11 protein-coding genes are annotated in these 14740 nt (G+C 61.3%); 4 read left to right on the forward strand and 7 right to left on the reverse strand.

From position 1 onward, the window contains the following. Window positions 1-4: 4 nt before the first annotated feature. A complete protein-coding gene (locus AC2ETI_RS26625; RefSeq protein ID WP_021334316.1) occupies window positions 5-1594 on the reverse strand; it encodes a carboxyl transferase domain-containing protein in 1590 nt (529 codons plus the stop codon). A gap of 98 nt (window positions 1595-1692) precedes the next feature. Between AC2ETI_RS26625 and AC2ETI_RS26630 the strand changes: the two genes are divergently transcribed. Beyond that, a complete protein-coding gene (locus tag AC2ETI_RS26630; protein WP_003941968.1) occupies window positions 1693-2292 on the forward strand; it encodes an SACE_7040 family transcriptional regulator in 600 nt (199 codons plus the stop codon). Between the two features lie 48 nt (window positions 2293-2340). Continuing rightward, a complete protein-coding gene (locus AC2ETI_RS26635) occupies window positions 2341-3087 on the forward strand; it encodes a GTP pyrophosphokinase (RefSeq protein ID WP_020906876.1) in 747 nt (248 codons plus the stop codon). A 157-nt stretch (window positions 3088-3244) separates the two neighbouring features. Here the strand turns inward: AC2ETI_RS26635 and AC2ETI_RS26640 are convergent, their stop codons facing one another. Further along, window positions 3245-3505: a GlsB/YeaQ/YmgE family stress response membrane protein gene (locus AC2ETI_RS26640; protein WP_003942027.1), complete on the reverse strand. Its 261-nt coding sequence runs from the start codon at window positions 3503-3505 to the stop codon at window positions 3245-3247. Between the two features lie 188 nt (window positions 3506-3693). Here AC2ETI_RS26640 and dctA point away from each other — a divergent pair, with 188 nt between their 5' ends. Continuing rightward, window positions 3694-5100: a C4-dicarboxylate transporter DctA gene (dctA, locus tag AC2ETI_RS26645; RefSeq protein ID WP_080909946.1), complete on the forward strand. Its 1407-nt coding sequence runs from the start codon at window positions 3694-3696 to the stop codon at window positions 5098-5100. Here dctA and AC2ETI_RS26650 read toward each other — a convergent pair. From AC2ETI_RS26650 to AC2ETI_RS26660, 3 genes are all read right to left on the reverse strand, one after another. Continuing rightward, entirely contained in the window at window positions 5078-6442 is a 1365-nt protein-coding gene (locus tag AC2ETI_RS26650; RefSeq protein ID WP_080909947.1) for an outer membrane protein assembly factor BamB family protein, read from the reverse strand. The two genes, dctA and AC2ETI_RS26650, sit on opposite strands and share 23 nt — an antisense overlap. Continuing rightward, window positions 6439-7884: a hypothetical protein gene (locus tag AC2ETI_RS26655; RefSeq protein WP_080909948.1), complete on the reverse strand. Its 1446-nt coding sequence runs from the start codon at window positions 7882-7884 to the stop codon at window positions 6439-6441. Before AC2ETI_RS26655 ends, AC2ETI_RS26650 begins: the two co-directional genes overlap by 4 nt. Window positions 7885-8067: 183 nt before the next feature. Then, entirely contained in the window at window positions 8068-10314 is a 2247-nt protein-coding gene (locus AC2ETI_RS26660) for an MMPL family transporter (RefSeq protein ID WP_483634671.1), read from the reverse strand. A gap of 224 nt (window positions 10315-10538) precedes the next feature. On the opposite strand from AC2ETI_RS26660, the gene AC2ETI_RS26665 reads away from it, so the two are divergent. After that, window positions 10539-11987, forward strand: a complete 1449-nt coding sequence (locus AC2ETI_RS26665; protein ID WP_483634647.1) for a hypothetical protein — start codon at window positions 10539-10541, stop codon at window positions 11985-11987. A gap of 55 nt (window positions 11988-12042) precedes the next feature. Here AC2ETI_RS26665 and AC2ETI_RS26670 read toward each other — a convergent pair whose 3' ends face one another. Together AC2ETI_RS26670 and AC2ETI_RS26675 are read right to left on the reverse strand one after the other, a co-directional pair. Beyond that, complete coding sequence (locus AC2ETI_RS26670; RefSeq protein WP_483634648.1) at window positions 12043-13155, reverse strand: NDMA-dependent alcohol dehydrogenase; 1113 nt, start codon at window positions 13153-13155, stop codon at window positions 12043-12045. A gap of 48 nt (window positions 13156-13203) precedes the next feature. Beyond that, window positions 13204-14703 carry an aldehyde dehydrogenase family protein gene (locus AC2ETI_RS26675; RefSeq protein WP_019744236.1) on the reverse strand — a complete coding sequence of 500 codons (1500 nt, stop codon included), beginning with the start codon at window positions 14701-14703 and terminating at the stop codon, window positions 13204-13206. Window positions 14704-14740: the final 37 nt, after the last annotated feature.

The raw sequence follows: 14740 nt of genomic DNA on the forward strand, positions 1-14740 counted from the left end.
TCGCTCACATCCGGAAGACGCCGTAGGAGACCGGCTCGATCGGTGCGTTTGCGCACACCGAAAGGGCCAGGCCGAGAACAGTTCTGGTATCTGCGGGATCGATGACACCGTCATCCCACAGCCGCGCAGTGGAGTAGTACGGATTGCCTTGAGCCTCGTACTGCTCACGGATCGGCGCCTTGAACGACTCTTCGTCCTCGGCCGACCACGGATTGCCCGCGCTGTCGAGCTGCTCGCTACGAACCGTCGAGAGCACCGAAGCTGCCTGCTCGCCGCCCATGACCGAGATGCGCGCGTTCGGCCACATCCACAGGAAGCGAGGCGAATACGCGCGTCCACACATGGAATAGTTGCCGGCGCCGTACGAGCCGCCGATGACAACTGTCAGCTTGGGGACCCGTGCACACGCAACTGCCGTGACCATCTTGGCGCCGTGCTTGGCGATGCCGCCGGCCTCGTAGTCGCGTCCCACCATGAAGCCCGCGATGTTCTGCAGGAACAGCAGCGGCACACTGCGCTTGTCGCACAGTTCGATGAAATGTGCTCCCTTCATGGCGGATTCACCAAAGAGCACGCCGTTGTTGGCGATGATGCCGACCGGGTGGCCCTCGATGTGGGCGAAACCGGTGACGAGCGTCTTGCCGTACTCAGCCTTGAACTCCTGGAACGCGCCACCGTCGACAAGCTTGGTGATCACCTCGTGCACGTCGTACGGAGTCCGAGGATCCGTCGGGACGACGTCGTAGAGTTCGCTTTGATCTGCGACAGGCGGAACCGTGGAGATGACGTCCCACGGGCGCTCGGAGCGGGGGCCGAGCGTGGCAATGATGTTGCGCACGATACGAAGTGCGTCGCGGTCATCCTCGGCCAGGTGATCGGTGACGCCGGAAACCTTGGAGTGCAGGTCGCCGCCGCCGAGTTCTTCGGCGGTGACGATCTCACCGGTGGCCGCCTTCACCAGCGGCGGACCACCGAGGAAGATCGTACCCTGGTTGCGGACGATCACTGCTTCGTCACTCATCGCGGGCACGTAGGCGCCGCCCGCGGTGCACGAACCGAGAACTGCGGCGATCTGGGGAATCCCCTTGGCGCTCATGGTCGCCTGGTTGTAGAAGATCCGGCCGAAGTGCTCGCGGTCCGGGAAGACTTCGTCCTGGCGCGGCAGGAAAGCGCCGCCGGAGTCGACGAGGTAGATGCAGGGAAGGTTGTTCTGCAACGCAACTTCCTGCGCGCGCAGGTGCTTCTTCACCGTCATCGGGTAGTAGGTGCCGCCCTTGACCGTCGCGTCGTTGGCGACGATGACGCACTCGCGGCCCGACACACGGCCGATACCGGTGATGACGCCGGCGCCCGGGCACTCGTCGTCGTACAGGCCGTTGGCCGCCAGCGGGGACAACTCGAGGAACGGGCTGCCCTGGTCGAGTAGCGAGTCGACGCGATCTCGCGGCAGCAGCTTCCCTCTGCTCACGTGGCGCTCGCGAGAGCGCTCGTTGCCACCCAGCGCTGCTTGCGCCAGTTTCTTCTTCAGTTCGTCCACCAGAACGGTGTGATCGGACCGGTAGCCCGATCCTTGCGTGATTCCACTGGGAGTCATCCCGCCGCCTTCGCCATGAGTTAATGCTCGATAACTGAAACTAGATTAACTATGATTAACTGAGTTGTCCAGAACACAAGCGAAGAAAGATCGAGAGAATGACCTCTGAGCAGGTAGCAGCTCCGACGCGACGCGATCAGATGAAGGCCGACCGTCGTCGTCAGCTCTTGGATGCCGCCGCACGGTTGATCGCCGAACGCGGATTCGTGAGTGTGCGACTCGAAGACCTCGGCGCGGCCGTCGGTATCAGCGGCCCGGCCGTGTACCGGCATTTCCCCAACAAGGATGCCGTCCTCGTGGAACTTCTCGTCGGCATCAGCACGCGCCTGCACGAAGGCGGTTCTGCGGCAGCGGAGGCAGCGGACTCACCGAGCGCCGCTCTCGACGCACTGGTGGAGTTCCACCTCGACTTCGCGCTCGGCGAGCCGGACCTGATCCGCATCCAGGACCGCGACCTCGAAAGCCTGCCGGCCGACGCGCGTCGACAGGTGCGCCAAACGCAGCGCAAGTACGTCGAGGTGTGGGTCGGAGTCCTCGAGCAACTCGATCCCCAGCTCGATCAGGCCGATGCCCGCATCAAAGCGCATGCCACTTTCGGACTGATCAACTCGACCCCTCACAGCGCCAACCCAGCTTCGCCGGCACGCGCACGTCGCGTCCTGCGGGATATGACGCTCGCCGCACTGCGCACCCACTGAAACCGGACACGGCACAATCGGTGGCAGACTGGTTACACCAGCTAACAGATGAGGGTGCCGAACGTGGAAGACAGCAGTGGGGTCAGCAGAGCCGATTTCGCCGATCTGCGGACCGAGTTCTCCCGCTTCATGATGTTGTACCAATTCGGAATCTCCGAACTGATGACCAAGGTGAACATTCTCAAGGACGAGTTCACTCACATCAATCAGTACAGCCCCATCGAACACGTGACGTCACGGGTCAAGTCGCCGGACAGCATCCTGCGTAAGGCTCAACGCCTGAACATCCCGCTCACGATCGACGACATCTCGAAGAACATCTTCGACATCGCCGGCGTGCGCATCACCTGCAGCTTCATTTCCGACACGTACCGAATCGCCGAGATGCTCACCAGCCAGACGGACCTTCGGGTGATCGAGCGAGAGGACTACATCGCCGATCCGAAACCCAACGGCTACAAGAGCTTGCACCTGATCGTCGAGGTCCCGGTTTTCATGAGCGACCGAGTCCGGCACGTACCGATCGAACTCCAGATCCGCACCATCGCGATGGATTTCTGGGCGAGCCTCGAGCACAAGATCTATTACAAGTACAACCGCGAGGTTCCTGTCGAGCTCCTCGACGAACTCACCGAGGCTGCTGCCGCGGCACACCGCCTCGACGTCAAGATGGAACGCCTCAACGACGAGTTCGCGAAAATCAAAGCGCTACCGCATCCCGATGACGAAATCCTCGAGCAGGATCTGCCGGCGCAGTTCCTCGAGGCGCTGCATCTTCAGCGACGGGCGCTCTGAATTTACGGCGACCCTCCCCTGAGCGAACGCGCCTTTCGGCGCATCTGAGGCGACGAAAGTGCCGTTCGCTCACAACTGGGGTCGGACAACTAGGGCAAGCCAAAAGTGCGCCCTCCCGAACTTCGGGAGGGCGCACTTCGCGAATTGCGTTGGCTTGCTATTTCTTGCCAGTGACGGCGCTGTAGCCGATCGAGAGCACGGCCGCCGCGGCGATGCTGATGATCCAGCGGATCCAGTCGATTCCACCGGTGTCGCCCTTGTCCGAGATCGCTCCCCAGACCCAGTACCCGATAAGCGCTCCGGCGATACCCAGCACGACGGTCACGATCATGCCGTACTGCTGCTTACCTGGCAGCACGAGACGAGCCAGGATTCCGATGACTGCGCCGAAAATGATGGTTCCGATAATTTGCCCCATGACAGCCCCTCTCACACGTCGTGCATGCACGCGGACGGAAGATCACCGCTCAGGGAAACAATAACCACAGTCACACACAACTGTCGCTTGTTGACCGAATTATTGTCCGAGATGCAACCTCGACGCGTTACATCCACGACATTCGCGAGTTATTTTTTCGCAATCAAGCAGACCTACCGTTCTGATCCATGCCAACTTCCGTAAGACTGCCGAACAGCGAGCTCGCGCGACTCGCCAACAAGCCGCCCTGGTACCGATCACTGTTCGTGCAATTGATCGCCGCTATCGTCATCGGGGTTCTCATCGGCTGGTTGTGGCCGGAATTCGGCGCGAATCTCAAGCCCCTCGCCGACGGCTTCATCAAGCTGATCAAAATGCTGATCGCGCCGATCATCTTCTGCACCGTCGTGATCGGGATTGCTCACGTCGGGGACCTGAAGGCCGTGGGGCGTATCGGCGTCAAAGCACTCATCTACTTCGAGGTCGTGACCACCTTCGCCCTGTTGTTCGGGCTGCTCATCGGAAATCTGATGAAGCCGGGTGCGGGATTCAACATCGATCCGGAGACGCTGGCGAACGGTGCGGACGCCGTGGCCGCCAAGACCGGAAGTGGCGAACTTCCCCACACCGTGGAATTCCTGCTCAATATCATTCCGGTGTCGATAGTTTCGGCCTTCGCCGAGAACGCACTCCTCCAAGTCCTCTTCTTCGCCGTACTGTTCGGGCTCGCCTTGGCCAAGGCAGGTGAGAGTGGACCACCAATCGTGTTCGAACTCGTCGATCGTCTGAGCCATCTGTTCTTCACGATCATCGGCTGGATCATGAGACTGGCGCCGTTGGGCGCTTTGGGCGCGATGGCGTACATCGTCGGCCAGTACGGGATCGCTTCGCTCGGAAGTTACGGAAAGCTGATCGCCGCATGCTATCTTGCGGCCGTCCTGTTCATCCTCATCCTGGCGGCGATAGTCAGGTACTTCACGGGCGTGAATTTGTGGAAGTTCGTCAAGTACATCAAGGACGAACTCTTCCTCGCGTTGGGAACGGCGTCGACCGAAGTAGTTCTGCCCCGAATCATGGTCAAGCTCACCAACGCCGGATGCTCGCGCACTACAACAGGATTGGTGGTGCCTACCGGCTACTCGTTCAATCTCGACGGCGCCACGCTGTACCTGTCGATCTGCATGCTGTTTCTGGCTCAGGCGCTCGGCGTGGACCTGACACTCGGTGAACAGATCACTGCCGTCCTGGTACTGATGCTCACGTCCAAGGGAATGGCCGGCGTGCCGGGATCGTCATTCCTGGCACTGTCCGCCACCGTGGCCGCAATCGGTCACGGCGCAATTCCGGTTGCCGCAGTCGCCCTCCTACTGGGCGCCGATCGAATCATGGATTCGATGCGGGTGTCGGTGAACCTGCTCGGGAACTGTGTCGCAACCTTCGTGGTCGCCAATTGGGAGGGGCAGCTCGACAAGGAGCGCATGCGCCGAGTGCTCGACGGAGAAGACGTTCCACCGCTCGAGGAAGTCGATCCGATCACCGGGAAAACTGTTCCGGCACCGGAGGCCGAAGCACTCAAGACAGTTTCAACGCCGTGATGCGGTCTTCACTGGAACGCAACAGCACCTTGTCCCCCACCCACAGCTCCCGCGGCATCGCCCAGGGGGTGAACTTGTCGTCCCCGTCCTGATCCACCCGAACCTCCCAACTACGTTGGCCTGTACGGACATCCGTTCCGTAGACGTTTCCCTCGTCGATAACGACATCGCCGTGCCAGACAACCGCCCCGGCGCGCTCGGCGTTTGATCGCCACAAGACCTCACCGGTGAAGAGGTCCACGAACTGGACCTCGGGCTCGGAACCGGAACGGGTCACGGCAACCACGTTGCCGATCACCGCCAACGACTGTGCGGTGTCGAAGAGTTCACTGTTGGACCACAATTTCTCGCCGGAAGTCCGGTCGAAACCGCTGTGTCCCAGAATGATCGGAGTCGATCCTCCTGCGGGATTATCTCGGCTGTATCGCCCGCCGTAGTACGAGGACTCCGAGGGCAGTTCGTCCGTCCTGGCGAACTCGCGCCCGTTCTGATCGAGCGCGTACTCACTTGTCGGACGGCCATCGCCTTCGCAACCGCCATCCGACACCAATGTCACGCCGTCCGACGATGTATGCGCGGTCGAACAGGTGGAGTAACCGTGTACCCACCGCTGTTCGCCCGTCTTCAGATCGAATCCCAGAGACTCGTCGAGAGCGATCACACCAAGATCGCCGTGCACCGACATCACCGGATCGACGTATCCGGCTTCCCACGATCCACCGACGTCGAACGCTTTGGACCAGTTCGCTTCCGGATCGTCGACGGTTCCGCTGTGCACGCGAACGTCGTTGCTCTCGATATCACCCTCGAGCGCGAGGACCGTGTCACCCGAGACAACCGCGATGATCGGTGCCCACGGCGTCTTGATGTCTCGACGCTCTCCTGTCTCGATATCGAAAAGTGAGTACGAACCACCGGATACGTACGGCCCGGAGAAACACAGCACCGAACTGCCGAGCAGAGTCTCGGAGCAACCACCGATGTCGACCGCCGACGTGCGCCAACGAACTGTGCCATCTTCGGCGTCCAATCCGACCAATTCTGCGTCGTCCAACGAATACGCCTGACGATCCGGCATACCGATCATCGTGACCACGAGTGATCCGGCGTCGATGAATCCGCCCATGTCCATGTTGAATTCGGTGCCGACAAGTGGGCTCCGAAATATCGCGAACTCGCGCCCGAGAATCTCGGAGGCCTCGACGCTCCATAGCGGCGACGAGATCGCTGTCGGTTCGGAACTCGTCGACGTGACCACCGTGGCGATGGCGGCAGTGACGGTGACTACGGCTGCGGCGGCCGCGATCCGAAGGCGCGATTTCGGGGAGAATCTGGTGGTCATCGAATCTCCAAGCCTTCGGTCGTCGCGAGAAACTCCAACTGCTCGAACGTCATCGGCACGTTCGGGATCGCAGCCGACGACGAAACCGAGACTTGGGTCCCATTCGGGCGGGTGACGACCACCGACCTGCTCGTTTCCTGCGTCGATTCTGCTTTCGAGCCGTCATTTGTCATGGGCACGGTCGCGTAGTTCCGTTCGTCTCGCTCGATCACGGATCCATCCGGTCGCGTCACGACCTCCAAGGGGTGCCCGTCGTAGGAAGGGTCGTATTTGTTGGGCTCCTCGGGGAGTGGTTGTCCGCCGGTAATTGTCATGTTGAGCGTCGACTCGCTGTCTCCCGTCCGGGTGAGAAGTCTCTGACATGCAGTGGACTTGTCATTCTCCGCCACCGTCAGAGTGCCCGGTCCGGTATCAAGAATCGGAAAACCCGGAGGTACAGCGCGCCATCTGACTTCGAGTACCGCGTTGAGACGTTCGATCGTCGCGCGATCGAGTTCGGCCACGTCGCCAGAGTCTCGGGGGATCCCGTGGCACCCGGGCGAAAGCGGTGCCGTACCCGGCGGAGCAGGCGTCGTGATTCGCAGTTGCGGCAGGCTGACCAGAGAAACCAGTTCGTCGATGGTCAGTGGAAGCGCGCCGCTTGCCTGAACCTCGGCGCCGACTCGATCGGTAGTGTCATCGAGATAGGCGTGAACTCGTGTGCCATCGATACCGTAAAGGAACGCCGAACGAGAAAGAGTGCGTTGTCCGTTGATTTCACTCCACGAGTCCTGCACGTCCACTACTGAACCATCCGCGAGTGAGCGACGTTCGACGAGAGAACCGGCAACGCACGGAGGAACCGGCGCCTTACTGCTGTTGACCGAGACCGACAGTCCACCACTGGCCTCGCCTCGAAGTATTGTCGCCGACGCATCAGTGGACGCCAGATCCTCGATCGTCCATCCCTCGGGCAACTCGTCCGAGGTCGACGGTGCCGAGATCGGACCGAACTGGAGTGATCGGCTCGGACTGGCGAACTTGATCTCGACGCCGTCCGGAATCGCATCGGCGACCGCATCCGACATCGATACAGCCTTGGCGCCGGAAAACCACGGAAAACGTGGGTCGTCGTACGCGTCGTCGCCGCCTGTCGATGTGAAGATCGAGATTCCGTGGTCATCGTCCGGCGCTTCGACGCTTTCACAACCCGGAATCGTTGTCGGGTACACCGCGCTCGGCGTGACGTACGAGAATTCAGGCACGTCCTCCGGCGAAATCTCGTCCGGTGTAGACGTCATGGTGATCGAAGATGACGCAGCTACCGAGATGTCATCGGACGGCGAGCTGCTCCACCGATCCACCAGCCCGGCAACCACTGTCCCACCGGCGACCAGGGAGACGACCGTCAGCGCGAAGGTCCACTTCTCGGCCCGCTTCGAATCGGTTTGCTCCTTCGACACGTACCCTCGCAGTCACTGTCACGGCTCGCTCCCGATGCGCGTCGCCTCTGGAAGTCCTGTCGCGATCACAGCGATTTCTGTTACCAACCGGATGGTTTCCTATCGCGCGAGCGCCGCATGAAGACAGAAGAACGGGGTGCCAGTTGCTGTGCAACCGGCACCCCGTCCTGACGACCTGAGTGCTTAAACCCTCACCGGCACCTGATTCGGGTCTGGATCGGAATCCGGATCCTGCTCGATCGGAATCCGCCGAATCGCTTCACCCTCGATGTCGACGTTCGGCAGGATCTTGTCGAGCCACGCGGGCAACTTCCACGCCGAATCACCGAGGATCGACATGACCGCAGGGATCACGATCATGCGGATGATGAAGGCGTCGAAGAAGACTGCCGCCGCGAGACCGAAGCCCATCATCTTGCTTGTCGTCTCCGAGGACAGCATGAATGCGCCGAACACGGAGATCATGATGAAGGCCGCCGATGCGACCACGCGAGCACCATGGGTGTAGCCGGAGATGATGGCGTCCTTGGCCGACAATCCGTGCACGTATTCCTCGCGCATTCGCGTCACGAGGAACACTTGATAGTCCATCGCCAACCCGAAGACCACACCGATCATGAAGATCGGCAGGAACGAGATGATGGGTTGTGTGTGCTCGATCAGCCCGAAGTCGCCCAACTGGAAAATGGCCACCGTGGCGCCGAAGGTCGCACAGACGGAAAAGAGGAATCCGAGAGTTGCGGTCAGCGGCACCAAGATCGAGCGGAAGACGACCATCATGATGATGAACGCCAGCCCCACAACCACGATGAGATACGGGATGAGCGCGGAACTGAGCTTCGACGACATGTCTGCAACGATCGCGGTTTGACCCGCTACACCGAGTTCTGCGCCTTCCGACTTCACCGTCGATCCGTAGTCCCGGATCTGATTCATCAGCTCGTGGGTTTCGGGGCCGCTCGGTGACATCTGCGGGGTGACCGCGATGAGCGCAGAGTTGGCGCCCGCCATCGGGTTTGCCGCGTCGGGTCCGTTTCCGACCCACATCAACTGATCCGGAGTTGCGACGTTGTCGAGGCCCTTGATGTGCGCGACAGTGCCTTCGGCAATCGCGGTGATGTCGGTGCCGTCAGGCGCGTCGAGCACGACGAACAATTCGCCATTGACGCCTTCACCGAACCCACGTTGCAGCAGGGCAAGTGCCGGCCGCTCTTCGTCCTGAGTGAACGAGAGTCCGAGTTCGAGCTTCGTCATCGGAATAGCCGCGATCACCAGAAGCACCAGCGCAGCACCCGCGATCGGCCACGGGTACTTGGTGACTATCTTGGCCCAGCGATGTCCGTTGGATTCCATCGTCTCGGGCTCGTCACCGTGGCGCAGCCCGGGGATACGAGGCGAGAACGCGAATCGGCCGAAGATACCCAGAACCGCTGGGATCAATGTGATTGCGCCGAGCACAGCGATGATGACGGCAACCGCTGCCGAGATTCCCATCTGCGTGATCATCGGAACCCCGACCACCGCCAGGGCCGCCAGCGCAACCACCACTGTCAGGCCCGCGAATACGACCGACGAACCTGCTGTACCTACTGCGCGTCCGGCAGCAGCTTCCCTGGTTCCGCCCAGATTGAGCTCACTGCGGTAGCGCGAGACGATGAACAACGCATAGTCGATCGAGACTGCGATGCCGATCATCGTGACGATTCCCGTGACACCTTCGTTGATGTCGAAGAAGCCCGAGCCGAGTGTGACCGTCAGAGTGGCCAGCGCAATTCCCAGAATTGCAGTGAACAACGGGATGAACGCCGCGATAAGTGCGCCGAACGCCACGATCATCACGATGAACGCCACCGCGAAGCCGAGCATCTCCGACAGACCGCCCGCGGCCTGCACCTGCATCATCGAACCGGTGCCTTCGACTTGCAGGCCACCGGTGCGGAATTTTGCCATCAAATCGAGCAACGCCGTCTTGTTCGCCTGCGTCTGATCCTCGATGCGAATCGACTGATTGAGCTGGATCAGCCCGACCTTGCCGTTGTCGCCGAGAACGGCTGACGCCACCGCCGGATTGGCCTCCGCGAGAGTGACCGGATTGACGATCTTCTCGGGATCGACGATGTCCGGCAACGTCTTCGCCTGTGCGATCAACTGGTCGATCTGATCGCTGTGCGCGGCAAGCCCGTCGTCTGCCGCGATGAGAATGCTGGTCGACGCCTGAGTTTGCTGCTCCGCTGCCGCTGCAAAGTTCTCGTTCATCAACTCGGTCGCACGCTGTGAATCGGTGCCCGGAAGATTGAATTCTTTGGAGAACGTCGGATTTGTGGCGCTGATAGCGCCTCCCACCACCGCGATCACGATAATCCACGCGGCCACCACAAGATACTTGTGGCGGAAAGCGAACTTCCCCAACCTGTAAAGATACGTAGCCAACGTAGGCCTCTCTCGCCGTGGACTGGTCTGTCCGAAGAACACGGAGTCTTTCGGTGCCAAGGTCATACGGTACGGACCGATAGGCCCATTGGCACCCGGTATATCTGCGAAAACGGCATATCCGGCGCGCTCTCCGTCTCCTTTTCAGACCGCTCGGTACCGTGGACACGACACGGGCAGGCGCCTCACCAGAGCAGACGTCGCGTAGTACGAAAGGCAATCCCATGAATCACGGCCAGGCCGTCGATCGCGATCTCCTCCTTGCCGGCCAACAGCGACTCGACGCGCTGGGGCCACGATTGACGGGATCACCTTCACACCACGCGGTGGTGGAAGAAGTCGCGAACGAACTGACCGAACTGGGCCTGGAAGTCCGGCGTGATTCACACACTTTCGAACGCTGGGATCTACCGGACACATCTGAGGGGCTTCGCATCGAGTTGCCGACGGGACCGATCAAGGTTTCGTCCGCATTCCCCTACTCGGGATTGACCGGGCCTCAGGGAATCTCCGCTCCCCTGGTCTACGTCAGCGCGCGACGCCCCAAGTGGTCCGCGGCCAAGGGCGCGATCGCGGTGATCGAGGTCCCGCACATCGATCTTCCCCGCAAGCTCCTGGTCAGCGAGTGGGGTCCGATCGCCACCGACGAGACTCTTCGAAATCCGGTTCTCTCCGCAACTCTTCTGGGCCCGAAACTCGACAAGGCTCGCAAGTCCGGAGTGCTCGGCGTGATCGCGGTGTGGCGTGACATCACTCCGGACAACGCGCTGGGACAATATCTTCCGTTCACGCAGCCGTACCACGACATCCCCGCCGTCTGGGCGGCCGGCGACGAGGGCAGGAAGGTTGTCGCTGCAGCTCGTTCCGGTCAGCGGGCGACTCTGGTTCTGGATGCAACTCTGCATCCGGACACCCGGACCGACACGGTGTGGGCGGTATCCCCGGGGACATCACCGGAAGAGACGATTCTGCTCATCACTCACAGCGACGGAACCAACGGCGTCGAGGAGAACGGGCATCTGGGAATGTTGGCCTTGGCGCGGCACGCCGTCGCGCAGCCGCATCGACGGTCGTACGTTTTTGTGCTGACGACCGGCCACCTTCGCATTCCAGCGGTGTCCAAGCACGGACAGGCAACCTCCACCTGGCTCGAAGCGCACCCCGAGATGTGGAAGGGCGAAGCCGGTCAGGCGCGCGCAGTAGCCGGGATCGCGATCGAACACCTCGGCGCGCTGGGTGATACCGAGGACACCTCGACCGGCAGCTATGCGTTGGTGACCACTCCGGAACCGGAACTGCTCTACGCGACGAGCCGAGAAGTACACGACATCGTTGCACCGCTGTGGCGCGACGTCGGGGCAGGCGATCGCCGAATCGTGGCGCCAGGACCGGTCATTCATTTCGGCGAGGGTGAACCACTGTTCGAGCGGAAGATCCCGGCAGTCGCCTTGGTGACGGCGCCGCAGTACCTACTAGCTCTGCGTGATGCCGACGCCGCCACTCACGTCGATCTCGACGCGATGGTCAAACAGGTCGAAAGCTTCCGCGATCTGCTCGACGCGTTCGATGCAACCGACACCGCGGCTTTCGGTCCGGTGGTCTCGCGCTCGGTATTCGCGAAGTTCTCGGCACTACTTCAGTTGATGCAGATTTTGTCGAAAGCCAAGAAATAGTGCTGTGCGCCTTTATTAACCGCGGGCGGTTAAGAAAGGCGCACAGCACTTGGGGTTACTTGTCGTGAATGATCACGCCACGGATGTTCTTGCCATCACGCAGATCCTGGTAGCCCTGGTTGACGTCTTCGAGGCTGTAGGTGTTGGTGATCAGTTCGTCGAGCTTGAGCTGACCCGCATCGTAGAGACGAAGCAGTCGCACGATGTCGTACTGCGGGTTCATGGATCCGAACAGCGTGCCCTTGATCGTCTTCTGATTCAGCGTCAGGTCGGTTCCCGACACGTGCACGGTCAGCTTGGCCGGATCGGCGAGACCCGTGATCACCACGGTGCCGCCCTTGCCGATCACTGCTGTCGCTGCACTGACCACGTCCTCGTCGACGGTGCCGACAAGGATGAGCGCCGCGTCGGCGCCCTGTCCCCAGGTCAGCTCGTTGACCTTGGCAGCAGCGCTCTCGGCGTCTGCAAAGGCATGGGTTGCACCGAACTTCAGTGCGGTCTCACGCTTGAGAGCAACCGGGTCGACCACCACGACATACTTGCAGCCGGCCGAAACGGCGCCCTGGACGGCGTTGATGCCGAGGCCACCGATGCCGTAGATCACCGCGGTGTCGCCGGCGCGAAGGTTACCGGCATTTACTGCCGTTCCCCAACCCGAAGGTACGCCGCAGCCGACGACCACCGCTGTCTCCAAGGGAAGCCAATCGTCGATCTTGACCACCGAGTGCTGAGAAATGGTGGCGCGCTCGGAGAATGTTCCGAGCATGCACATTCCGCCGAAATCCATTCCGTTGCCGTGGAAACGGAAGGAACCGTCCGTCATCGAACCTTCGAGGATGGTGGCACCCATGTCACAAAGGTTCTGGCGACCGGTCGAGCAGTAGCGACAGGTGCCGCAGTTGGGGATGAAGCTACACACGACGTGGTCGCCCGGCTTGACCTTCGTGACGCCGGGTCCGACCTCTTCGATGATTCCCGAGCCTTCGTGTCCGCCGACAATCGGGTAACGCGGCGGGAGATCACCGTCGGTCAGATGCAGATCCGAATGGCACAGTCCGGCAGCGGTGTACTTGATCAGTACCTCACCCACCCCGGGGCCGTCGAGGTCGAGTTCCATGATCTCGAAAGGCTTTCCGGGGTCGAGCAGTACAGCAGCTTTGGTCTTCACTGGTGATCTCCTTGATTGTCGGATGAGAGAATGAGCGATGGGGGTCGGTCAGAGGGCAATGTTGACGGCCTTGGTCTGGGTGTAGAGATCGATAGCCGAAGCGCCGAGCTCGCGGCCCCAACCGGACTGCTTGTATCCGCCGAAAGGCATTGCGGTGTCGAAGCCGTTGTACTGGTTGATCCACACCGAGCCAGCCTTGAGACGCTTGGCCGTGCGGTGGGCCTTGGAAATGTCACGGGTCCAGATGCCGGCGGCAAGTCCGTAGATGGAATCGTTTGCGGCAGTGATGGGTCCGTCGTCCGCGTTGAACGGCAGCGCTGCCACGACGGGTCCGAAGATCTCCTCCTGAACGATGGAGAATTCGGGCTTGACGTCGACGAAGACAGTCGGCTCGACGAAGTAGCCCTGATCGCCCCAGCGGTTACCGCCGGTGAGTGCACGTGCGCCGTCGGCGATTCCCTCTCGGAGGTAACCGGTGACCTTGTCGAACTGCTCCTGCGAGACCAGCGGTCCGAGCTGGGTGGTGGGATCGAGGCCGGGTCCGATCTTGACCTGGCTCGCTGCGTGCGCGACGGCCTCGGTGAACTTCTCGAAGATGGTGTCCTCGACGTACAGACGGGTACCCGCAACGCAGCACTGACCGTGGTTGAACAGCCAGGCGTTGAGTGAACCCTCCACCGCGGAATCGAAATCCGCGTCGGCGAATACGATGTTGGGGCTCTTGCCACCGAGCTCGAGCGTAACCTTCTTCAGGTTGCCTTTGGCGGCGTCGACGATCTTCTTACCCACCTCGGTGGAACCGGTGAACGCGACCTTATCCACGTCGTCGTGGCCGGACAGTGCAGCACCTGCATCGCCGAAGCCGGGAACGATGTTGACGACGCCGGGCGGGAAGCCTGCTTCTTCGAAGACCTCCGCGAGAAGCAGTGCGGTGAGCGGGGTCTGCTCAGCGGGCTTGAGGATCACCGTGTTGCCGGCGGCGAGCGCGGGGGCGAGCTTCCACGACGACATCAGCAGCGGGAAGTTCCACGGCACGATCAGTCCACAGACGCCGATTGCCTCACGCAGGGTGTAGGCGTGGAACTCGCCGCCCGGAGAGAAGGGCATCGACACGTTGACGGTGCTGCCTTCGATCTTGGTGGCCCAACCCGCGTAGTAGCGGAAAACGTCTGCGGCCCAAGCCACGTCGACGGCGGTGGCGATGGCAACGGACTTGCCGTTGTCGAGAGCTTCGAGCTGACCGAATTCCTCGGCACGAGCACTGAGAATGTCGCCGACGCGCCAGATCATCCGCTCGCGCTCGTTTGCCTTCATCCGAGACCAGGGGCCGTCCTCGAAAGCCGTTCGGGCGGCGCGTACCGCGCGGTCGATGTCTTCGGCCTGGCCGTGTGCCACGTCTGCGAGCTTCTGTCCGTCAGCCGGGTTGTACGTCGCGAAGGTCTGACCCGAAGCGGCGTCGACGAATTCGCCGCCGATGTAGAGCTTCTTCGGTCCGTTCAGGAAACCCTGTACCGCGGAACTGATGGTGTGTTCGGCTACTGCCGTCATCGGAAACTCCCCTGAAGTAGTGAGGTGCGAATGTGAT

It is taken from the genome of Rhodococcus sp. MurmanLake-1 (assembly GCF_056945715.1).